General features: G+C 72.1%; 15 protein-coding genes, 1 pseudogene and 1 riboswitch. Of the genes and pseudogenes, 8 read left to right on the top strand and 8 right to left on the bottom strand.

Features of this window, described 5'->3' with window-relative positions; genetic code table 11:
• Nucleotides 1–123 precede the first annotated feature (123 nt).
• The 3 genes from AB0F68_RS24945 to AB0F68_RS24955 are packed head-to-tail and all read right to left on the bottom strand — an operon-like array spanning nucleotide 124 to nucleotide 5,390.
• Nucleotides 124–1,281 (bottom strand): multicopper oxidase domain-containing protein, encoded by a 1,158-nt coding sequence (locus AB0F68_RS24945; RefSeq protein WP_357342379.1) that lies wholly within the window; start codon nucleotides 1,279–1,281, stop codon nucleotides 124–126.
• Nucleotides 1,278–2,243 carry a sugar phosphate isomerase/epimerase gene (locus AB0F68_RS24950; RefSeq protein ID WP_357342383.1) on the bottom strand — a complete coding sequence of 322 codons (966 nt, stop codon included), beginning with the start codon at nucleotides 2,241–2,243 and terminating at the stop codon, nucleotides 1,278–1,280. The genes AB0F68_RS24945 and AB0F68_RS24950 overlap by 4 nt, the downstream gene beginning before the upstream one ends.
• 21 nt (nucleotides 2,244–2,264) lie before the next feature.
• A complete protein-coding gene (locus AB0F68_RS24955; protein ID WP_357342387.1) occupies nucleotides 2,265–5,390 on the bottom strand; it encodes a family 16 glycoside hydrolase in 3,126 nt (1,041 codons plus the stop codon).
• A 968-nt stretch (nucleotides 5,391–6,358) separates the two neighbouring features.
• Here AB0F68_RS24955 and AB0F68_RS24960 point away from each other — a divergent pair.
• Nucleotides 6,359–8,416: a M4 family metallopeptidase gene (locus AB0F68_RS24960; RefSeq protein WP_357342389.1), complete on the top strand. Its 2,058-nt coding sequence runs from the start codon at nucleotides 6,359–6,361 to the stop codon at nucleotides 8,414–8,416.
• A gap of 100 nt (nucleotides 8,417–8,516) precedes the next feature.
• Here the strand turns inward: AB0F68_RS24960 and AB0F68_RS24965 are convergent, their stop codons facing one another.
• The 3 genes from AB0F68_RS24965 to AB0F68_RS24975 form a co-directional block, all read right to left on the bottom strand.
• Nucleotides 8,517–8,966 (bottom strand): YbaB/EbfC family nucleoid-associated protein, encoded by a 450-nt coding sequence (locus tag AB0F68_RS24965; RefSeq protein WP_357342394.1) that lies wholly within the window; start codon nucleotides 8,964–8,966, stop codon nucleotides 8,517–8,519.
• A 111-nt stretch (nucleotides 8,967–9,077) separates the two neighbouring features.
• A complete protein-coding gene (locus AB0F68_RS24970; protein ID WP_357342396.1) occupies nucleotides 9,078–9,734 on the bottom strand; it encodes a transglycosylase family protein in 657 nt (218 codons plus the stop codon).
• Nucleotides 9,734–9,906, bottom strand: a riboswitch (cyclic di-AMP (ydaO/yuaA leader). Its footprint overlaps the gene before it by 1 nt.
• Before the next feature lie 143 nt (nucleotides 9,907–10,049).
• Nucleotides 10,050–11,885, bottom strand: a complete 1,836-nt coding sequence (locus tag AB0F68_RS24975; protein WP_357342398.1) for a glycoside hydrolase family 3 N-terminal domain-containing protein — start codon at nucleotides 11,883–11,885, stop codon at nucleotides 10,050–10,052.
• 169 nt (nucleotides 11,886–12,054) lie between these two features.
• Here AB0F68_RS24975 and AB0F68_RS24980 point away from each other — a divergent pair, with 169 nt between their 5' ends.
• The 3 genes from AB0F68_RS24980 to AB0F68_RS24990 all read left to right on the top strand — a co-directional run bounded on the left by AB0F68_RS24980 (nucleotide 12,055) and on the right by AB0F68_RS24990 (nucleotide 14,913).
• Nucleotides 12,055–13,623, top strand: a complete 1,569-nt coding sequence (locus AB0F68_RS24980) for an LLM class flavin-dependent oxidoreductase (protein WP_357342400.1) — start codon at nucleotides 12,055–12,057, stop codon at nucleotides 13,621–13,623.
• Nucleotides 13,624–13,708: 85 nt separating this feature from the next.
• Nucleotides 13,709–14,185 carry a helix-turn-helix domain-containing protein gene (locus AB0F68_RS24985; RefSeq protein WP_357342403.1) on the top strand — a complete coding sequence of 159 codons (477 nt, stop codon included), beginning with the start codon at nucleotides 13,709–13,711 and terminating at the stop codon, nucleotides 14,183–14,185.
• A 29-nt stretch (nucleotides 14,186–14,214) separates the two neighbouring features.
• Nucleotides 14,215–14,913 (top strand): SDR family oxidoreductase, encoded by a 699-nt coding sequence (locus AB0F68_RS24990; protein ID WP_357342405.1) that lies wholly within the window; start codon nucleotides 14,215–14,217, stop codon nucleotides 14,911–14,913.
• A 109-nt stretch (nucleotides 14,914–15,022) separates the two neighbouring features.
• On the opposite strand, the gene htpG is transcribed toward AB0F68_RS24990, so the two are convergent.
• Nucleotides 15,023–16,915: a molecular chaperone HtpG gene (gene htpG / locus AB0F68_RS24995; protein ID WP_357342408.1), complete on the bottom strand. Its 1,893-nt coding sequence runs from the start codon at nucleotides 16,913–16,915 to the stop codon at nucleotides 15,023–15,025.
• Nucleotides 16,916–17,072: 157 nt separating this feature from the next.
• Between htpG and AB0F68_RS25000 the strand changes: the two genes are divergently transcribed.
• Genes AB0F68_RS25000 through AB0F68_RS25010 form a run of 3 tightly spaced genes read left to right on the top strand, consistent with a single transcriptional unit; the run spans nucleotide 17,073 to nucleotide 19,272 of the window.
• Nucleotides 17,073–17,798: a GntR family transcriptional regulator gene (locus AB0F68_RS25000; protein ID WP_357342411.1), complete on the top strand. Its 726-nt coding sequence runs from the start codon at nucleotides 17,073–17,075 to the stop codon at nucleotides 17,796–17,798.
• Nucleotides 17,795–18,622 carry a sterol desaturase family protein gene (locus AB0F68_RS25005; RefSeq protein ID WP_357342414.1) on the top strand — a complete coding sequence of 276 codons (828 nt, stop codon included), beginning with the start codon at nucleotides 17,795–17,797 and terminating at the stop codon, nucleotides 18,620–18,622. Before AB0F68_RS25000 ends, AB0F68_RS25005 begins: the two co-directional genes overlap by 4 nt.
• On the top strand, nucleotides 18,619–19,272 hold the full coding sequence (locus AB0F68_RS25010; RefSeq protein ID WP_357342419.1) for a lysoplasmalogenase: 654 nt from the start codon (nucleotides 18,619–18,621) through the stop codon (nucleotides 19,270–19,272). Before AB0F68_RS25005 ends, AB0F68_RS25010 begins: the two co-directional genes overlap by 4 nt.
• Nucleotides 19,273–19,368: 96 nt before the next feature.
• Here the strand turns inward: AB0F68_RS25010 and AB0F68_RS25015 are convergent, their stop codons facing one another.
• The gene (locus AB0F68_RS25015; RefSeq protein ID WP_357342421.1) at nucleotides 19,369–20,427 is read right to left on the bottom strand and encodes a PKD domain-containing protein; all 1,059 of its coding nucleotides are present in this window, start codon (nucleotides 20,425–20,427) and stop codon (nucleotides 19,369–19,371) included.
• A 201-nt stretch (nucleotides 20,428–20,628) separates the two neighbouring features.
• On the opposite strand from AB0F68_RS25015, the pseudogene AB0F68_RS25020 reads away from it, so the two are divergent.
• Nucleotides 20,629–20,966, top strand: a pseudogene (locus AB0F68_RS25020) (hypothetical protein); the annotation flags it as partial.

Raw genomic sequence — 20,966 nt, forward strand, 5'->3', positions numbered from 1 at the left:
GAGGAAGGGCGTACGCGTCCACCGGCGCCACCCGTGGCGGGTGGCCGGTGCGGCGGTTTCGGAGGTGGAGGTCGTCCGGTGGCTGCCGGTCCTCGGCGCTGAGGGCCGGCAGCCGCGGACCCGTCAGTCGTGCTGGTGCGCGCCGCTGTCGGCGGCGGTCGCCGAGGTGGCCCCGGCGACGCCGTGCTCGTGGTCCATGCCGGGCGGCATGTTCCCGTTCTCGTCCAGGACGTGCAGCATGGTGGACATCCCGGCGTCGGAGTGGAACTGCATGTGGCAGTGCAGCATCCAGTGGCCCGGTCCGACCGAGTCGCCGGCCACCACCTGGGCGCCGAACGAGTCACCCGGGCCGAGCGTCTTGTTGTCGATCACCGGCACCGAGTCGGCGAACGGCTGGCCGTTGGGCACCGTCCCGGTCCGGGTGTCCGCCCAGGAGTGCCCGTGCAGGTGGAAGGTGTGCATGTCGTTGCCGATGCCGACCACCACGAACTCCACCCGCTCCCCCTTGCGGGCGACCAGGCAGGTCGGCCCGGGCTGCGGGTTGACCTCGGTGCAGGTGTCGATGGCCTCGCCCCGGCGCAGGTTGATGCTCTGCCGGTCACCGAAGGCCACCGTGTAGGTCCGGTCCGGCTTCGGGTCGCCGGGCCGGCGGACCACCAGGCCGCCGAAGAGGCCGGCGGAGAGCCCCTGGGTGCCGTGCGGCCCGCCCACCACGTGGTCGTGGTACCACCAGTAGCCGGCGGTGCCCGGCGCCCCGGTCCTGTTGTTGCGCGGCTGGGCGTACCAGGTGTAGGTGCGCGAGCCGCCCGACGGGACGTACGAGCCGCTCTGCACCGTGCCGTCGGAGTCCTGGGTGTACTTGACCCCGTGCACGTGCAGCGAGACGCCCAGCGGGTGGTCCGGGTTGGTCCGCAGCGCCGCCAGGGTGGCCTCGGGCACCTGGTTGTGCAGGGTGATGGCGAGGCACTCGCCCTCCATCATCTCCATGAGCGGGCCCGGGTAGGAGGCCGTCTGCGGGGTGAGGCCGTAGCCGAGCCGGATCTGGGTGCCGTCCTTGGGCAGCTCCACGGCGTAGAGCTGGATGGTCCGGTCGGGCTTGACGCAGCCGTCCGGCCGCTCGGCGAACATCCCGGTGCGGGCGGCGGCCAGCCCGCCGGCGCCGACCAGGGTGAGCAGCACCACCGCCGCGACGACCAGCATCCGCCGGCCACCGGTCCGGGGACGCGCGGTCCGGGGCTGCCGGGGCCCGGACTCCTCCTCGGCCAGCCGCCAGGCGCTCATCGGGCACCCCGCAGGTCGACCATGCGCTGGTAGCTGCGCTCGGCGGCGCCCAGCGACCCCGGCGGGTCCGGCTGCGTGCCCGGCGCGGAGTCCTGCTCCCAGAGGAACTCGAAGCGGCCCCGGCCGGTCAGCTCGCCGAAGAACTCGGCGAACGGGATGACGCCCGCGCCGAACTCCACATCGGCGTAGGAGTTGCCCTGCTGGGGGTCGGGCAGCGGGACGCCGTCCTTGACGTGGAACAGCGGGTAGCGCTCCGGGTGGGCGTTGACGTAGTCGACCGGGCGGAAGCCCGGGTACTTCCGCGCCCCGCCGTACGCCCAGAGGATGTCCATCTCGAGGTAGACGTACCGGGGGTCGGTGAGCTCCAGGAAAAGGTCGTAGAGCCGCACGTCGGGGCGGTCGACCGCGAAGCTGAACTCGATGGTGTGGTTGTGCTGGTAGAGCTTGAGGCCGCGGGCGGCGGCGGCCGCGCCCCACGTGTTGAACTCGGCGGCGGCCCGCTGGTAGCCGGCGATGGTCCGGTCGCCGGTGGGGGCCTCGGCGGTGCCGATCGCCGGCATGCCGAGGATCTCCGCCACCTCCAGCTCCCACTCCAGGTTGGTGCGGAAGTCGTTCAGCCCGCGGTGGCTGCCGGCCGCCGTCAGCCCGTTGTCGTCGAGCAGCCGGCGGATCTGTTGCGGGGTGATGGCGCCGACCGACCCCTGGGTGTAGCCGGCGAACTCCACCTCCCGGTAGCCGATCCGGGACAGCTCCTCGAAGACGGCGGCGAAGCCGACCTGGGCGATCTTGTCCCGGACGCTGTAGAGCTGGATGCCCAGGTGTCCCTGGGGGATGAGCCGGCCGGCGGCGTCCTCGGCGGCCCCGGCCGGCAGCGCGCCGGCCAGGCTCGCCGCGCTGACCGCGACCGTGGAGCCGACCAGACCCCGGAGCAGGGTACGGCGGTCGATGCTTCTCCTTGCCATGGTGGTGTCCCTTTCGCTCGCTCAGCAGCAGGTGTTCGCGGCGCCGCCCGGACAGCAGGCGGTCAGCGGGGCGATCCGCACGTTCCGGAAGCTGACGATGTCGCCGGTCCCGTGGTTCTGGAGGCCGAGGTAGCCGGTGGCGTGCTGCCGCCCGGCGCCGCCCGGGTCGTCCGCCCGGGGCGGGTCGAAGACGGCGTCGGCGACGTTGGCGTACTCGTTGATCAGCTCGCCGTTGCGGAACACCGAGTAGTGCTGGCCGACTACGCGGATCTCGTAGTCGTTCCAGGTGCCCTTCGGGGTGACCCCGGCGCCGGCCAGGTCGACCCGGTCGAAGCCGTACACCGAGCCGCTCTTGTACCGGTCACCGTCGGGCCGGTCGAAGATCTGGAGCTCGTGGCCGTACTTGATGGCCACCCACTCGGGCCGGGACTCGGCCGGATGGTTCCGGACATCCGGGAAGCGGACGAAGACGCCGCTGTTGGCCCGGCCCTCCCCCGGCGCGTCGTCGCGCCACTGGAGCTTCAGCGAGAAGTCGCCGTACGCGCTGACCGGGTACCAGAGCATGCCCAGCCCGGGCACCGGCCGGCTGGTGATCGAGCCGTCGGCGTTGCGGGCGAACCCGCCGGCGCCGACCTGCTGCCAGCGGCCGAAGGACGCGGCGGAGGAGTCGAGGATCGGCTGGTAGCCGTCCTTGCCCGCCGGCTTGCCGACGCCGGAGCGGGCGGCCGCGCTGACCAGGCGGCCGTGCTCGGTGTGGGAGATGACGCCCAGGTGGTGCAGGTGCTCGGCGACCGCCGTGACGTAGGAGACGAACTCGCCGTGGTTCGGCCAGCTCCGCTCGTCGTCGATGACGGCGTTGATGGTGCAGTCGCCCTGGACCACCCGGTTGGGCACGCCGCTGTCGACGGTGCCGAGCCAGACGGTGGGCCGGGTGTCCTTGACGCACTCGGGCTGCGGCCCGCTGGCGACCACCGTGAAGCTGACCGAGGCGGTGCCGGAGGTGTTGCCGGCCTTGTCGGTGGCGCGGTAGCTCAGCGTGTGCTGCCCGGCCCGGTCGACGGTGACCGGCGCGGCGTAGCGGGCGTACGGCTGGCCGTCGAGGGAGTACTCGACCCGGTCCACCCCGGAGCCGCTGTCGGCGGCGGTCAGGGTGACCGTGGCGCTGCCCAAGTACGCTCCCGCGTCGTCCAGCTGCCCGGTGACGGCGGCCGTGACGGTGGGCGGGGTGGTGTCGGGCGCGGGCGGATCGACCACCGTGAACGACACCGACTGCGGCGACGAGGTGTTGCCGGCCTTGTCGGTGGCCCGGTAGCTGACCGTGTGCGGCCCGACCTGGTTGACGGTGACCGGCGCGGAGTACGCCGCGTAGGGCTGGCCGTCGAGGGAGTACTCGACCCGGTCGACGCCGGATCCGCTGTCGGTCGCGGTGAGGGTGACCGTGCCGGCGCCGAGGTAGGCGCCGTTGGCGTCCTTCTGGCCGGTCACCGCGGCGGTGACGGTGGGCGGGGTGGTGTCGGTCGGGGTCGGCGCGACCACGCTGAACGACACCTGCTGCGCCGGCGAGGTGTTGCCGGCCTTGTCGGTGGCCCGGTAGCTCACCGTGTGCTGCCCCGGCTCGTTCACCGTCACGGGTGCCGCGTAGGTGCCGTAGGCGCCGCCGTCCAGTGCGTACTCGACCTTCGCCACGCCGGACTCGGCGTCGGTGGCCGAGACGGTGACCGTGGCGCTGCCCAGGTACGCCCCGTTGGTGTCCCGCTGCCCGGTCACCGCGGCGGTCACGGTCGGCGCCGTGGTGTCGGCCGGGGTCGGCTCGACCACGCTGAACGACACCTGCTGCGCCGACGAGGTGTTGCCCGCCTTGTCGGTGGCCCGGTAGCTCACCGTGTGCTGCCCCGGCTGGTTCACCGCCACCGGGGAGGTGTAGCCGGCGTAGGGCTGCCCGTCGAGGGAGTACTCCACCCGGTCCACGCCGGAGCCGGCGTCGGTGGCGGTCAGGGTGACCGTCGCGCCGCCCACGTACGCCCCGTTCGGGTCCTTCTCCCCGGTCAGTGCGGCGGTCACGGTCGGCGGCGTGGTGTCGGCCGGGGCCGGCTCGACCACGGTGAACGACACCTGCTGCGCCGGCGAGGTGTTGCCGGCCTTGTCGGTGGCCCGGTAGCTCACCGTGTGCTGCCCCGGCTGGTTCACCGTCACGGGCGCCCCGTAGGCCGCGTAGGCGCCGCCGTCCAGGGCGTACTCGACCTTCGCCACGCCCGACTCGGTGTCGGCGGCTGTCAGGGTCACCGTCGCGCTGCCCACGTACGCCCCGTTGGTGTCCCGCTGGCCGGTCACCGCGGCGGTCACGGTCGGCGCCGTGGTGTCCGTCGGCGGCGGCTCCACCACGGTGAACGACACCTGCTGCGGCGACGAGGTGTTGCCGGCCTTGTCGGTGGCCCGGTAGCTCAGGGTGTGCTGCCCCGGCTGGTTCACCGTCACCGGCGCCGCGTAGGTGCCGTACGCGCCGCCGTCCAGGGCGTACTCGACCCGGTCGACGCCGGAGCCGCTGTCGGCGGCGGTCAAGGTCACCGTCGCGCTGCCCACGTACGCCCCGTTGGCGTCCTTCTCCCCGGTCACCGCCGCGGTGACCGTCGGGGCCGTGGTGTCCGAGCCGCCGCCGTCGACGACCAGCAGGCCGGTCATTCCGCCGTGGCCCGGGATGGAGCAGAAGTAACGGTAGGTGCCCGGGGAGAGCACCACGTCGACCGTCCAACGCCCCCCGTTGGCGTCCGTCGGATCGGCCAGGATGTTCACGTCGACGTCGCTGTTGTACGCGGGGTCGGACGTCTCGAAGGTCAGGGTGTGCTGCATGCCGGTGGTGTTTCCGGTGGCCGCGCTGTTCTCGAAGACGAGGGTGGCCGGCCCGGCGACCGCCGTGGTGGGGGCCGAACGGTAGGCGAGGAAGTTGTCCCCTGCCGTCCAGGTCAGCACCTGGGCCTGCAACGGGGCCGCGGCGGCCGCCGGGGCGGAGGGTTCCGGGTCGGTCGGCCGCGCGCTGGCCGGGGACGAGGAGAGCCCGGTGGTCAGCAGCAGCGCCAGTGCGGCGAGGGCGGCCACCGGTCTCCGGAGCCGGCCGGCGGAGCGCCGGTTCCGCGGTGGATGTGCGTTCATGGGTTCCTCTTTCACGGTCCGGGAGCAGCGTGCGTCGGTGGGTCGATCGGCGGAGCTGAGGTGCCGGCGTTGTCCGTGCGACCCCTCCCCTGGCCGCACGGGATCCCCGGCCGTGGCCCCGGGCCACGGTCGTCCAATGTGGATGGTGGAGCGCCACCGAGCCGACGACGGTCGTCGGGCACGGCGGTACTGCGGAGCTGATGGGTTGGTCGGTACGGGCATCGGTCGGCCGGTGAGGCTCGGCCGCCGTGGTGGCGTCGACCCGGGGTGGCCAGGGGGCTGGCCGGTCGTGGGTCCGCGGACGTGTTGCGCCGCCCGGAGGGCCCACCGTCGAGAGCTACCGTGCCGGTAGTTCATCTCGACGAAACATATTGATAGTCAGCGACCCTACTGACTTCCTCTCAGCGTGTCCATAGCTTTCGTCAGTCCGTCGACTACTTTTCTACGGAGTAGACGAAAGTGGTCGGCGAATTCCTACCGGCGCCCAGGAGCCGCTTGGGAGCACCATGTCGATCGCCCGGTGGCGGGGGCCGAACGGATGATCATCGGACGGCTGATCGGCGCCGGCCGGCGGGCCGGGAAGGTGCCGGAAGGTCACCGTCTCGACGAGGGCCAATGCGCTCCATGAGCGCAGAGCGGCAATCGACGCAGATCAGACACGGGGTCGTCCACCGCGGACAACATTAGGCCTGATCAGGGGCTATTGAAGATCATGGCTTCCTGAATTTCGGGCGACGGCGAGGTGACCGCGCGGCGTCGGTTGCCCGGGTCACCCATTGATCCCGGCCGTGGGCCGTGTGATTGTGCCCCCAGCGAGTCGCCGACCCCGGCGGCTCGGGACGGTCGATCTGTCGAACCGGGGCCACGCCGGCAGCCTCGGAGATCGACCGTCACCCCGCCTCGCCTCACCGCGCCGCCCGTCCCCACCGGGCTCCGTGCGGCGCGCCTAGGAACAGGAGCGAACCCCGTTGAAGCTCTCACCTCGCCTCGTCGCGCTCTCCGGCGCGGCGGCGGCCGGCCTGATCGCCGCCGGCACGGCCGCGGCCGTGCAGGCCGCGCCGCCCGGCCCCGCCGCCCCCGACGTCGCCCAGGCCCGCGCGATCGCCGCCGACTCGGCCCGCGCGCTGGTCGCCGACCGGCCCGCCTACCTGCACGCCAGCGCCGACGACGCTTTCGTGCAGAAGCCGGTCATCTCCTCGGAGGGCATCCAGTACGTGCCCTACGAGCGCACCTACAAGGGCCTGCCCGTGGTCGGCGGTGACTTCGTGCTGGCCACCGACACGGCCGGCAACCTGAAGTACGCCTCCGTCGCGCAGCAGCAGGCCATCGGCAGCCTCGCCACCACGCCGAAGCTGACCTCGGCCGCCGCGGCGAAGACCGCGCGCGCCCAGCTCAAGACGGTCAGCACCGTCGAGGGCACCAACCTGGTCGTCTACACCCTCGGCGCCGAGCCGGCGCTGGCCTGGGAGACCACCGTGCGCGGCACCGACGCCGAGGGCCCGAGCCGGCTCACCGTCGACGTCGACGCCCGCACCGGCAAGGTGCTGCGGACGCAGGAGCATGTCGTGCACGGCACCGGCACCGGCGCCTGGAACGGCCCCAGCCCGCTGACCCTGAACACCACGCAGTCCGGCGGCACGTACTCCATGAAGGACCCGACCGTCACCAACCTGAGCTGCCAGGACGCCGCGACCAACACGACGTTCAGCGGCTCCGACGACGTCTGGGGCAACGGCACCGCCACCAACAAGGAGACCGGCTGCGTCGACGCGCTGTTCGCCGCGCAGACCGAGCACAAGATGCTCGCCCAGTGGCTGGGCCGCAACGGCGCCGACGGCAACGGCGGCTACTGGCCGATCCGGGTGGGCCTGAACGACCAGAACGCCTACTACGACGGCACCCAGGTCCAGATCGGCAAGAACACCTCGGGCCAGTGGATCGGCTCGCTCGACGTGGTGGCCCACGAGATCGGCCACGGCATCGACGACCACACTCCGGGCGGCATCTCCGGCGCCGGCACCCAGGAGTTCGTGGCCGACACCTTCGGCGCGGCCACCGAGTGGTTCGCCAACGAGCCGTCCAGCTACGACGCTCCCGACTTCCTGGTCGGCGAGAAGGTCAACCTGGTGGGCAGCGGCCCGATCCGCAACATGTACAACCCGTCGGCGCTGGGCGACCCGAACTGCTACTCGAGCAGCATCCCGAGCACCGAGGTGCACGCCGCGGCGGGCCCGGGCAACCACTGGTTCTACCTGCTGGCCAACGGCAGCAGCCCGACCAACGGCCAGCCCGCCAGCTCCACCTGCAACGGCAGCAGCGTGACCGGCCTGGGCATCCAGAAGGCCATGAAGATCATGTACAACGCGATGCTGCTGAAGACCTCGTCCTCCTCGTACCTGAAGTACCGCGTCTGGACGCTGCAGGCGGCGAAGAACCTCTACCCGACCAGCTGCACCGAGTTCAACGCGGTCAAGGCCGCCTGGAACGCGATCAGCGTGCCGGCGCAGACCGGTGAGGCGACCTGCACGGGCAGCACCCCGACGCCGACCGCCACGACCACCCCGCCGTCGGGCAGCTGCACCGGCCAGAAGCTGGCCAACCCCGGCTTCGAGTCCGGCAACGTGAACTGGACCGCCAGCTCGGGCGTTATCACGAACGACACCGCCCAGGCGGCCCACGGCGGCTCGTACAAGGCGTGGCTCGACGGCTACGGCACGACGCACACCGACACCCTCAGCCAGTCGGTGTCCATCCCGGCCGGCTGCCGGGCGACGTTGAGCTTCTGGCTGCACATTGACAGCGCGGAGTCGACCACGACCACCGCCTACGACAAGCTGACCGTGAAGGCGGGCAGCACCACCCTGGCCACCTACTCCAACCTCAACAAGGCCACCGGCTACGTGCAGCGGTCCTTCGACATCTCGTCGCTGGCCGGCACCACCGCCACCATCTCGTTCAGCGGCGTGGAGGACAGCTCCCTGCAGACCTCCTTCGTCGTCGACGACACCGCGGTCACGCTGAGCTGACCACACCGGAGCGGCCGGCCGTCGTCCTCCCGACGGCCGGCCGCTTCGTCGTCTCCGCCGTAGCTGGGAGCGGGTCCGGGAACTGCGGATCCGCGCGGCGTCAGGCCGGGCGGGAACCGGCGCCGTCGCGGCGGATCCGGGCCGCGACGCCCTCCATCGCCCGGCTGAACCGCTCCATGTCCCGGGCGGACTGCTCCGGCAGGCCGCCGAGCCGCGCGGCGAGGGCGTCCACGTCGGCCTGGGCCGAGGCGCTGACCCGGGCGTCCAGCTCGGTGAGGGCGGCGTTCACGGCCGCCACCACGTGCCCGCAGACGGTCTCCAGGGGCTCCCCGGCCAACCCCGGGTCGACGGTGACGGACTCCAGCCGGCCACCCTGGACGGCGACGGCACGGACCCGGCCGCCGGCCGCGGCGCCCTCGGCCCGGAGCAGCTCGGCCGGCGCGCCGTCGGTGTGCTCGGCGGCCCGGGACCGCATCGCGGACAGTGCCTGTTGCGTCCTGGTCAGCAGCTCGTCGAGGCTCGCGGCCGCGGAGAACGGGTCGTTGGTCATATCCGCGCTTTCTTCACGTCTTTCCGAGCACCGTGACGATAGCAACCGGCCCCGACGCAACCGAACGCCCGGCCGGGAACCCCGGCCGGGCGTTCGTGGTGCGGTGGGGTCTCAGCGCAGGCGCAGCCGCTGACCCGGGAAGATCAGGCCGGGGTCGCCGCCGACCACGCCCTTGTTGCGCTCGTAGAGAGCGTGCCAACCGCCGGCGACGTTCTTCGCGTCGGCGATCTCGGAGAGGGTGTCCCCGGGCTGGACCAGGTAGCTGCCGGCGCCGCCGGTGCTGGGCGCGCTGCGCCGCTCGCTGCGGGTGGCCGGCCGGTCGCCGCGCGACGACCGCTCCGTGGTGGCCTTCTTCGTGGACCTCGTCGAGCCCGAGTCCTTGCTGGCGTACTTCTTGGTGGAGCCGCCCTTCTTGCCGCAGACCGGCCAGGCGCCGATGCCCTGCCCGTCGAGGACCTTCTCGGCGATGGCGATCTGCTCGCTGCGGCTGGCCAGGTCGGCCCGGCTGGCGTACTTCTGGCCGCCGTAGCCGTTCCAGGTGCTGCGGGAGAACTGGAGCCCGCCGTAGTAGCCGTTGCCGGTGTTGATGTGCCAGTTGCCGCCGGACTCGCACTGTGCGACGGCGTCCCAGTTCACGGCGGCGGCGCTGGCCGGAGCGGCCGGGCCGAGCAGGGCGGCCGCGCCGGTGGCGGCGCCGACGACGAGTGCGCCGACGGCGGTGCGTCGCTGAGCGGTCCGTCGATGACGGGCGACGTATTCAGTTGCCATGTGGGTTTCCTCCACGCCGACGAGGTGAGCTGTCGGGTTCGGGCCGAGGAGCCCGGCCGCCGGAGGCGGCTTCACCCCGAGGTGTCGTGCACCGAGGAACGTGTGGGTCCCCCGCTCCCGCCCGAGGTCCAGGTACCGCCGGGCCGGCGGCGGGATTAGGCGTTACCGGCCCGTGGTGTCCGCGATCGCGAACGGATACGACGTTAGGAAGGGTTTCCGCCCATCGCCCACCTCTTGTGAAGTTCTTCACCCGGCCGAGCGAAGGTCCCTCCGTCCGAGTTGCGCACCGTCCGAAGGTGCCTTATGAGTCGCGGCTCAGTAGGTCAGGCCGTAGCCCTGCGGGAAGAGCGGGACCTGCCCGTCGCCGGCGTTGATGGGCTGCTGGCTGACCGAGTTCATCCAGGTCATGGGCAGTTTCCCGGTCGGCGCGTACCCCCCGAAGAGGACGTCGGCCACGCCGCCGCCCTCGGTGCCGGGGAGCCAGGCGGCCAGCAGCGCGTCCCATCGGGGCAGCTCGGCCGAGATGTCCATCGGCCGGCCGGAGACCAGCACCACGATCACCGGCACGCCCGCGTTCCGCAGGGTCGCGATGGTCCGCAGGTCGTCCCGGTCCAGGCTCATGCTGCCGGTGCGGTCGCCCTGGCCCTCGGCGTACGGTGTCTCGCCGACCACGGCGATCGCGGCCCGGTAGGTGCCGTCGATGCCGGTGCCGCGCTGGTTGTAGGTGACCGTCGTGGTCGGACCCACCGTGGCCCGGATGCCCTGCAGGATGGTGGTGCCGGGGGTGATCGCGCCCGACGAGCCCTGCCAGGAGATCGTCCAGCCGCCGCTGGCGTTGCCGATGTTGTCGGCGCTCTTGCCGGCCACGAAGATCTTGTTGTTGTCCCGGGCCAACGGCAGGACGCCGGCGTTGTTCTTCAGCAGCACCTGTGACTGGCGGACGGCCTGCCGGGCCAGGGCCCGGTGCGCGGCGTTGCCCACCGTCGGGGTCCAGCTCCGGTCGGTGTACGGCCGCTCGAAGAGGCCCAGCTCGAACTTCTTGGTGAGGATGCGCCGGTTGGCGTCGTCGATCCGGCTCATCGGCACGTGGTCGTTCTGCACCTCGGCGCGCAGCGTGCTGAGGAAGGTCTTCCAGGCCGTGGGGACCATCACCATGTCGATGCCGGCGTTGATCGCCGTGCTGACCTCGGCCGCGGTGAAGCCGGCGGCGCCGTCGATCTGGTCGATGCCGTTCCAGTCGGAGACGACGAACCCGGAGAAACCCAGCTCTCCCTTGAGGACCGTGGTGATCAGGTACTGGTGGCCGTGCAGCTTCATGCCGTTCCAGCTGCTGTAGGAGATCATCACCGAGCCGACCCCGCGCTGCACGGCCGCCTGGAACGGGGGCAGGTGAATGGCCCGCAGTTCGGCCTCGCTGAGCTGGGTGTTTCCCTGGTCGTCGCCGCCGGTGGTGCCGCCGTCGCCAATGTAGTGCTTGGCGGTGGCGAGCACCGAGGTGGTTCCGCCGAGGCTGCTGCCCTGCAGGCCGGTGATCAGAGTGGACAGGTTCGACGGCAGGTCCGGAGTCTCGCCGAACGATTCGTAGGTGCGGCCCCACCGGTCGTTGCGGGCGACGCAGAGGCAGGGCGCGAAGTTCCAGTCCACCCCGGTGCCGGTGATCTCCTCGGCGACGGCCTGGCCGATCTGCTGCACCAGCGCCGGGTCGCGGGTCGCGCCGAGGCCGATGTTGTGCGGGAAGATCGTCGCCCCGTACACGTTGTTGTGCCCGTGCACGGCGTCGACGCCGTAGATCATCGGGATGCCGAGCGGGGTGGCGAGAGCCGCGCGCTGGAAGCCGTCGTACATGTCGGCCCAGGACGCGGCGGTGTTGGGCGTGGGCGCGGAGCCGCCGCCGGAGAGGACCGAGCCGAGCCGGTACGTGGTGAGGTCGCTCGCGGTGACCGAGCCGCGCTCGGCCTGCGTCATCTGGCCGAGCTTCTCGTCCAGGGTCATCCGGGCGAGCAGGTCGGCGACGCGGGTGGCGACGGGCAGCGTCGGGTCCTGGTAGGGCAGGCCGGCCGCGGTGGCCGGCGCGGGCACGGCCAGGGCGGTGACGGCGACGAGCAGGAGGGCAAGACCGAGGGGACAGTGGCGGCGGTGGTGACGGATCACGGGTCGCTCCTTCCCGGAGGAACGCTGAGGCCGTTCACCGGCACCCTATGCCCGCGGGCATCGACTGTGAACAATCCTTGCCGGTTCCGGAACCGCCCGGCGGGCCGGCGCCGGGCCGGACTACCGTGGGCAGGGTTCGCGCAAGATCGGCAGGAGGCGGCGGGACGGCATGACCGACTACGGACACGAGCTGGCCTTCGGCGGCTTCGTCACACCCACCGCCGGCCGGTTCGAGCAGGTGGTGGCCCTGGCCAAGCTCTGCGATCAGGTCAACCTGGACCTGGTCACCTTTCAGGACCACCCCTACCAGCCGGGTTTCCTGGACACCTGGACGCTGATGTCCTACCTGGCCGCGGCGACCAGTCGCATCCGGTTGGCCGGCAATGTGCTGAACCTGCCCCTGCGCCAACCGGTGGTGCTGGCCCGGAGCGTCGCCAGCCTGGACCTGCTCAGCGGCGGCCGGGTGGAGCTGGGCCTCGGCGCCGGCGCGTTCTGGGAGGCGATCGAGGCGGTCGGCGGGCGACGGCTCAGCGCCGGGCAGGCGGTGGACGCCCTCGACGAGGCGATCCGAGTGATCCGCGAGGTGTGGGACACCGAGCGGCGCGGGATGGTCCGCGTCGAGGGCGAGCACTACCGGGTGGTCGGGGCGAAGCGCGGGCCGGCCCCGGCGCACCCGGTGGAGATCTGGGTCGGCGCGTACAAGCCCCGGATGCTGCGGCTGGTGGGGCGCGCGGCGGACGGCTGGCTGCCGTCGCTGGCGTACCTGCCGAACGGGCCGGTCGAGCTGCCGGCGATGAACGCGGTGATCGACGAGAGCGCCGAGGCGGCGGGGCGCGACCCCCGGTCGGTACGTCGGCTGCTGAACATCAACGGTCGGTTCGTCCGCTCCTCCAGCGGCTTCCTGGCCGGGCCCCCCGAGCAGTGGGTGGAGGAGCTGGCCGGGCTGGCCCTCGACCACGGCGTCTCCACGTTCGTCCTGGGCGCCGACGACCCGACCACGATCCAGCTCTTCGCCCAGGAGGTCGCGCCCGCGGTGCGGGAGCTGGTCGGCGCCGAACGCGCCGAGCCCGGCTCCCGGGCCGGTGCCGCCGAGGAGCAGCGCGAGGCGGTCGAGGCCGGCGGCGCCACCGCGCTCGCGGTCACCCCCACCCCCGACCCCGGGGTACGGCTGACCGACCACCGGCTCTGGGACGAGTCCACCCGCCCGGCCGCGCCGCCGGCACCGGACGGCCACGTCTACACCCCGCACGCCCAGGCCGTCGGCGCGCACCTCGTCGACGTGCACGACCATCTGCGACAGGAGCTGGCCCAGGTTCGTGACCTGCTCGAACAGGTCCGACGCGGGGTGGTCTCCGCCGGCGCCGCGCGGGCCGTGCTCAACCAGCTCACCATGCGGCAGAACAACTGGACGCTGGGAGCGTACTGCGCCGCGTACTGCACGGCGGTGACCCAGCACCACGGGCTGGAGGACAACTCGATCTTCCCGCACCTGCGGCGCGCGGACCCGGGGCTCGGCCCCGTGCTCGACCGGCTGGAAGCGGAGCACGTGGTGATCCACGACGTGGTCGAGGGCGTGGACCGGGCCCTGGTCGACCTGATCCGCAACCCGGGCGACTTCACCGAGGTGCAGAAGGCCGTGGACGTCCTCACCGACACCCTGCTGTCGCACCTGTCGTGGGAGGAGCGGGTGATCGTCGAGCCGCTGGCCCGGCACGGCTTCTACGCCGGCCAGGTCTGAGACGGGCTATTCCCGCTCGCCGGCGCACCCCCGCGTGAGATAGCTGACTTTTGTTTCCCTAAGTCAGAGGGGTAGCGTCATCCGCATGACGGACTTCCTCGCGCAACGCGACGCCTGGTCCACCGCGAACTGCTCGATCGCCCGGGCGCTCGACGTGGTGGGCAACCGGACCGCGCTGCTCCTGCTGCGCGAGGCGTCCTTCGGCACCCGCCGCTTCGACGACTTCGCCCGCCGGGCCGGCGTCAGCGAGCCGGTGGCCGCCGCCCGCCTCAAGCAGCTGGTCGCCGACGGGCTGCTGGAGCGGCGGCCCTACCGCGAGCCCGGTCAGCGCACCCGGGACGAGTACCTGCTCACCGCCAAGGGGCGGGACCTGCTGCCGGTGCTCGCCGCCCTGCGTCAGTGGGGCGACGCGTACGCCGTCGACGACACCGGCCCGTCGGTCACGGTGACCCACCGCGACTGCGGGGCGGCCGTGCAGGTGCGGCTGCGCTGCGACGTCGGGCACGACGTCCCGCCCGACGAGGTGGCCGTGCTGCCCGGCCCGGGCCTGCGGAAAGCGTGACCTCCCTTCCACACCCTCAGGAGCAAGACATGAAGATCGCTGGACGCACCGCCCTGGTCACCGGGGCCAACCGGGGCTTCGGCCGGCACCTGGCCGCCGAGCTGCTGGCCCGGGGCGCCACCGTCTACGCCGGCGCGCGCAACCCGGACACCGTCGACCTGCCGGGCGTCACCCCGGTGCGGCTGGACATCACCGACCCCGCGTCGGTGGCCGCCGCCGCCGAGCTGGCCGGCGACGTGACCCTGCTGGTCAACAACGCCGGCTCGGGCACCGGAGCGGACCTGCTCGACGCCGACCCGGCGCTGGTCCGGCTGGAGATGGAGACCCACTACTTCGGCACCCTGGAGATGGTCCGGGCGTTCGCCCCGCGGATCGCCGCCAACGGCGGCGGCACCGTGCTGAACGTCCTCTCCGTGCTCTCCTGGATCGCCTTCCCCGGCGTCGGCGCGTACAGCGCGGCCAAGTCGGCGGAGTGGGCGATGACCAACGCGCTGCGCGCGCAGCTCGCCGACCGGGGTGTGCGGGTCGCCGGGCTGCACGTGGGCTACATGGACACCGACATGACGGCCCGCCTGGACGTGCCCAAGTCCGACCCGGCGGAGATCGCCCGCATCGCGGTCGACGGCATCGAGGCCGACCGGTACGAGATCGTCGCCGACGAGACCTCCCGGCGGGTCCTCGCCGGCCTGTCCGGCGGCGTCCCCGCCCTCTACCCCGACCTGCCCTGAGCCGGGATGCGCGAAGCCGGCGCCGGACGAGTCGGCCCACCTGGACCGGCTGATCCGCGGCTGACCGCCGGGACGTGGAGGACATCCACGTCCCGGCGGGTCGCCCGGCCTACAGGCTCCGGGCGAGCCGGTCGGCGAGGATCCGGGTGAACCGGGCCGGATCGGCCAGCTCGCCACCCTCGGCCAGCAGCGCCATGCCGTGCAACAGCTCGGCGGTCTCGGTCAGCGCGCTGCTGTCGCCGCCCTGCTCGTGCGCCTTGCGCAGCCCGGTGACGAGGGGGTGGGTCGGGTTGAGCTCCAGGATCCGCTTGACCCGGGGCACCTCCTGCCCCATGGCCCGGTACATCTTCTCCAGCGTGGGCGTCATGTCGTGCGCGTCGCCCACCACGCAGGCCGGCGAGGTGGTGAGCCGGGTGGAGAGCCGGACCTCCTTGACGCTGTCGGCGAGCGCGCCGGTCATCCAGGTGAGCAGGTCGGCGTACTCCTGCCGCTCGGCCTCGGCCTGCTCCTTCTCCTCGTCGGTCTCCAGGTCGACCTGGCCCTTGGCGACCGAGCGCAGCGTCTTCCCGTCGTACGCGCCCACCCGCTCGACCCACACCTCGTCGACCGGGTCGGTGAGGATCAGCACCTCGTAGCCCTTGGCGCGGAACGCCTCCAGGTGCGGGGAGTTCTCGATGGTGGCCCGGTTCTCGCCGGTGGCGTAGTAGATCTCGGTCTGGCCGTCCTTCATCCGCTCGACGTAGTCGCGCAGCGTGGTCAGCTCGGCCGGGTCGTGAGTGCTGGCCGCCCGGACGAGATCCAGCAGGGCCTCGGTGTTGTCCGGGTCCTCCAGCAGGCCCTCCTTGACCACCGCGCCGAACTCCGACCAGAAGGTGCGGTACGACTCGGCGGAGAGCTCCTTGAGGGTGGCGAGGACCTTCTTCACCAGGCGGCGGCGCACGGCGCGGATCTGCCGGTCCTGCTGGAGGATCTCCCGGGAGATGTTCAGCGACAGGTCGTGCGCGTCCACCACGCCCTTGACGAAGCGCAGGTAGTTGGGCATCAGCGCGTCGCAGTCGTCCATGATGAACACGCGCTTGACGTAGAGCTGCACGCCGCGGCGGCCCTGCGGGGAGAACAGGTCGAGCGGGGCGTGCGAGGGCAGGAAGAGTAGCGCCTCGTACTCGAAGGTGCCCTCGCCGCGCATGTGGATGGTCTCGAGGGGGTCGGCCCAGTCGTGCGCGACGTGCCGGTAGAACTCCTTGTACTCGGCCTCGTCGACCTCGTCCTTCGCGCGCGCCCAGAGCGCCTTCATCGAGTTGAGCGTCTGCTCCTCGCGGGTGGTCGCGCCGTCCTCGCCCGGCTTCTCCACGGTCATCCGGATCGGCCAGGCGATGAAGTCGGAGTAGCGCTTGACGATCTCGCGGATGGTCCACTCGGCCGTGTAGTCGTGCAGGTTGTCCTCGGTGTCGACCGGCTTGAGGTGCAGGGTGACGGAGGTGCCCTGCGGCGCGGTGTCGACGGCCTCGACCGAGTAGGTGCCCTCGCCGGTGGACTCCCAGCGGGTGCCGCCGGCCTGCCCGACGCGGCGGGTCAGCAGGGTCACCCGGTCGGCGACCATGAAGGTCGCGTAGAACCCGACGCCGAACTGACCGATCAGCTCCTGCGAGGCGGCGGCGTCCTTCGACTCGCGCAGCTTGCGCAGGAGTTCGGCGGTGCCGGACTTGGCGATCGTGCCGATCAGCGCGACCACCTCGTCGCGGGACATGCCGATCCCGTTGTCCCGCACGGTCAGCGTGCGGGCGTCCTTGTCGACCTCGATTTCGATGTGCAGGTCGGCGGTGTCGACCTGGAGGTCCTTGTCGACCAGCGACTCCAGGCGCAGCTTGTCCAGCGCGTCGGAGGCGTTCGAGATCAGTTCGCGCAGGAAGACGTCCTTGTTCGAGTAGATCGAGTGCACCATCAGCTGGAGCAGCTGACGGGCCTCGGCCTGGAACTCCAACGTCTCTACCCGGTCGCTCACACCGACTCCCTTCCACCAGTTCGCGGGGTGTTCCGGCGGAAAGGATACGAGGCGTGACGGTGGCGGCACCGACCGGTCGGACCGATGGCGGCCACCTGGAAACGCGACTGGTCCAACCAGTTGACGAGTTGATGTGTGCGGGGCCACACTGCTGCCCATGGCCTTCGCCCCCGTCCCCCGCGCCTCGGTCTCCGACCACGTCTTCGGCCAGCTCCGCGACGCGATCGTCAGCGGTCGCTACCGGCCGGAGGAGACCCTGCCCGGCGAGCGGGAGCTGGCCGCCGCCTTCGCGGTGAACCGGCACGCCGTCCGGGAGGCGCTGCGCCGGCTCCAGCAACTCGGCCTGGTCCGGGTCAGCCAGGGCGGCGCGACCCGGGTGCTCGACTGGCGGGTGCACGCCGGGCTGGACCTGGCGCTGTCGCTGGCCCGCTCGGCTGACGTACTCCCGGTCGACACGCTGGTCCGCGACATGCTGGAGATGCGGGCCTGCGTCGGCATCGACGCGGCGCGGCTCTGCGCGGAGCGCGGCGACCCGGAGGTCACCGCCGAGCTGGTCCGGGCGGCCGACGAGTACGGCACGCTCGCCCCCGACCTGGACCTGATGAACGAGGCCAACATCGCGATCTGGTGGCTGATCGTCCGGGGCAGCGGCAACATCGCCTACCTGCTGGCGTTCAACAGCCTGGTGGCCGGCACCTTCGCGGTCGGCGACGTCCCCCCGGACGCCCGGGCCGCCGAGCTGCTCGACGTCGCCGGCCACCGCCGGCTCGCCGCCGCGATCGCGGCCGGCCAGGGTACGGCAGCCGCCCGCCACGCCCGGGCCCTGCTGACCGCCCCGGTCACCCCCACCACCCCCGCCGCCAGAAGGGAAGCCCGAGCGTGATCCCCGCCGTGCTCTACGCCGTCCCGGCGTTCCTCCTCCTGATCATCATCGAGGCGGTCTCCTACCGCTTCCTCCCCGACGACGACGAGCGCGGCTACGAGCTGCGCGACACCACCACCAGCCTCTCGATGGGGCTGGGCAGCCAGATCATCGGCTTTCCCTGGAAGCTGCTCACCGTCGGCATCTACGCCGCACTGTGGGTGGTCGCGCCGGTGCACCTCTCCCCCGGCCACTGGTGGACCTGGGTGATCGTCTTCTTCGCCGACGACCTCGCCTACTACTGGTTCCACCGGCTGCACCACGAGGTCCGCGTGCTCTGGGCCAGTCACGTGGTGCACCACTCCAGCGTCTACTACAACCTCTCCACTGCGCTGCGGCAGAGCTGGACGCCGATGACCTCGTTGCCGTTCTGGCTGCCCCTGGCGCTGCTCGGCATCCCGCCGTGGATGATCTTCCTGCAGCAGTCGATCAGCCTGCTCTACCAGTTCTTCCTGCACACCGAGCGGGTGGGCGTGCTGGCGCGGCCGATCGAGTTCGTCTTCAACACGCCCTCGCACCACCGGGTGCACCACGGGTCGAACGCCGAGTACCTGGACCGCAACTACGGCGGCATCCTCATCGTCTGGGACCGGCTTTTCGCCTCCTTCGAGCCCGAGCGGGCCCCGGCCCGGTACGGGCTGACCAAGAACATCCAGACCTACAACCCGCTGCGGGTGGCCACCCACGAGTTCGCCGCGATCTGGTCCGACGTCCGGCACGCCACCTCGTGGCGGCACCGGCTCGGCTACCTCTTCGGCCGGCCCGGTTGGCAGCCGGCCCGGTGAGACGCCCCTGGTTGGCCCTGTTCGGGGTCGTCGCCCTGGTCGAACTGGTCGGGGTGGCGCTCGACTCGACGCCGACGCAGTGGCTGGCCAAGCCGCTGCTGGCCCCGCTGCTGCTGGCGTACCTGTGTGACCGGAGGCGCCGGGTGGACGCGGCGGCGGTGGGCCTGGTCGCCGCCACCGCGGGCGACGTGGCGCTGCTCGTGCCGGGGCAGGCCCCGTTCCTGGCCGGCATGGGGTGCTTCCTGGTCACCCAGGTCGCCTTCCTCACCGCCTTCCTCCGCCACCGCCGGCCCCCGATGGCGGCGGCCGTCGGCTACCTGCTCGTCTGGGCCGGCGCGAACGCGCTGCTCTGGAACGCCCTCGGTGCGTTGCGGCTGCCGGTGCTCGGCTACAGCCTGGCGCTGTCCCTGATGGCCGCCACCGCGGCCGGGGTGTCCCGGCGCACGGCGGCCGGCGGGGCACTCTTCCTCGTCTCCGACCTGCTGATCGGCGTCGGGGCGGCGGGCAGTGACTTCCCCGGACGGGACCTCCTGGTGATGACCACCTACGCGGCGGCCCTCCTGCTGATCACCACCGGCTGGGCCGCCGCCACGGCGGCGCCGCCGGCCCGGCCCGCGTCGCCCGCCCAGGCCGCGCAACCCGTCTCCTGACCGACCGCGGACCGCTTGGGTGGCGGTGTCCGGTGTCCCCGGGCACCGCCACCTGCCGCGCCTCCCGTCGCTCACCCCCGTGATGGCGGCACCGGCTCAGCTCACCCGCACCGGGGTCGAGAGCAACTCGTTGTCGGCCGGGAGCGCGTCCCGGTTCTGCAGCACCGCGGCCACCGCCCGGAAGGTGATCTTCCCGGCGGCCCGGTCGTCCGCCGTGACCGTGTAGTCGAACGAGAAGGTGGTGCTCCTGCCCGCCGCCATCACCGGAACCGGCTGCGTATCGACCCCGACCTGCTCGTATCCGAACGGCCCACCCCGGTCGAGACGGACCTCGACGTTCTCGGCGTACCGGGTGTTCCGGACGGAGACGGTGACGGTGACGGTCTGCCCGACCCGGGCGGTCGACGGCACGCCGAGCCGGTCGATCGACACGTCGTGGGTACGCACCACGACCGGGTGCGAGGCCGACGCGCTCCGCCCGTCGACCGTCCGCGCCGTGAGCCGGACGCTGTAGTCGCCGTCGGCGGTGAACCGGTGGCGCGGGAACTGGGCGTCCGACGTGGTGCCGTCGCCGAACTCCCAGCGGTAGGAGGCGATCCCCAGGCCGGCCGGATCGTGGACCGAGGGCCAGAAGGAGACCATGTCGAAAACGCTGGGCTCGTACCCGGGGGGTGAGAAGTCCACCTCCGGTTCCGGCGCGACGTCGAGCCGGAAGGTGACCTGCTCGGCGAAGTCCGCCCCGGTCCGGAACAGGTAGGTCGTGCCGGCCCGGGCCTCGAAGGTCACCGGCGCGTAGCCGTACAGCGGCCGGCAGAACACCTCGGTGAGACTGTCCAGCGAGCTTCCCGTGTAGACCGCGATGCCCGGGTAGTCTGGGCCGGTGCCGGCCGTGACCATGCCGGTGCTGGTCGGCGTGTAGGAGTACCACACCGTGCGGGTGGAGCCGAAGCAGGACGTCGGCTCGCCGTCCTCCGCGGTCGCGGTGCTGAGGTCCTGGACGTTCGCGTACGGCAGCGCGTCGACCGGCAGCGCCGCGGCGAAGTCGTCGTTCACCACCGCCAGGCTGAACTCCGCACTCGCCGGAGCGGCGAAGGCCGGGACCAGCAGTGCGATCACCCCCGCGACGGCGATGCGTGCGACATGACGTTTGATCACTGAAACTCCCCGTGTCCCTACTGGACGTGACGTTCCGACCGTAGGGCGCGACTGCCTGTGCCGTGGTTAAGGCAACCTCCGGTTTCGGTTAAGACGGCGTCCGTTCCGGCCTCCTCGTTCGGGCCGTCAATAACCTATTGAGCCGATAGGTTTACTAGGTTAGCCTGACGTGACCTCGTCCCCCGTACCTCGGGAGCTCACATGGCCTCCGCACGTCCCCACACCCGGCCCAGCCGCCGGACCCTGCTGATCGGCGCCGGCGCCGGCGCGGCCACCCTCGCCGCACCCGGCCTCGTCGGCGTCGCATCCGCGCGCGGATCCCAGGTGGACACCGTGCTCGAGTGGTACGACGTCACCGCGGCGACGATCGGGGTGATCACCGGGCCGCTCCAGGTCAACAGCAGCCGCACCTGGGCGATCGGCTGGATCGCCGCGTGGCGGGCGGTCACCCGGGCACGCTGGGCCGGGGTGCGGGCCAGGCTGGAGGCGCTGCCGGAGCGCGGGCTCGCCGACCCGGAGGCGGCCTTCCAGGCGTACGG

It is taken from the genome of Micromonospora sp. NPDC023966, assembly GCF_040639095.1.
Lineage (GTDB): Bacteria > Actinomycetota > Actinomycetes > Mycobacteriales > Micromonosporaceae > Micromonospora.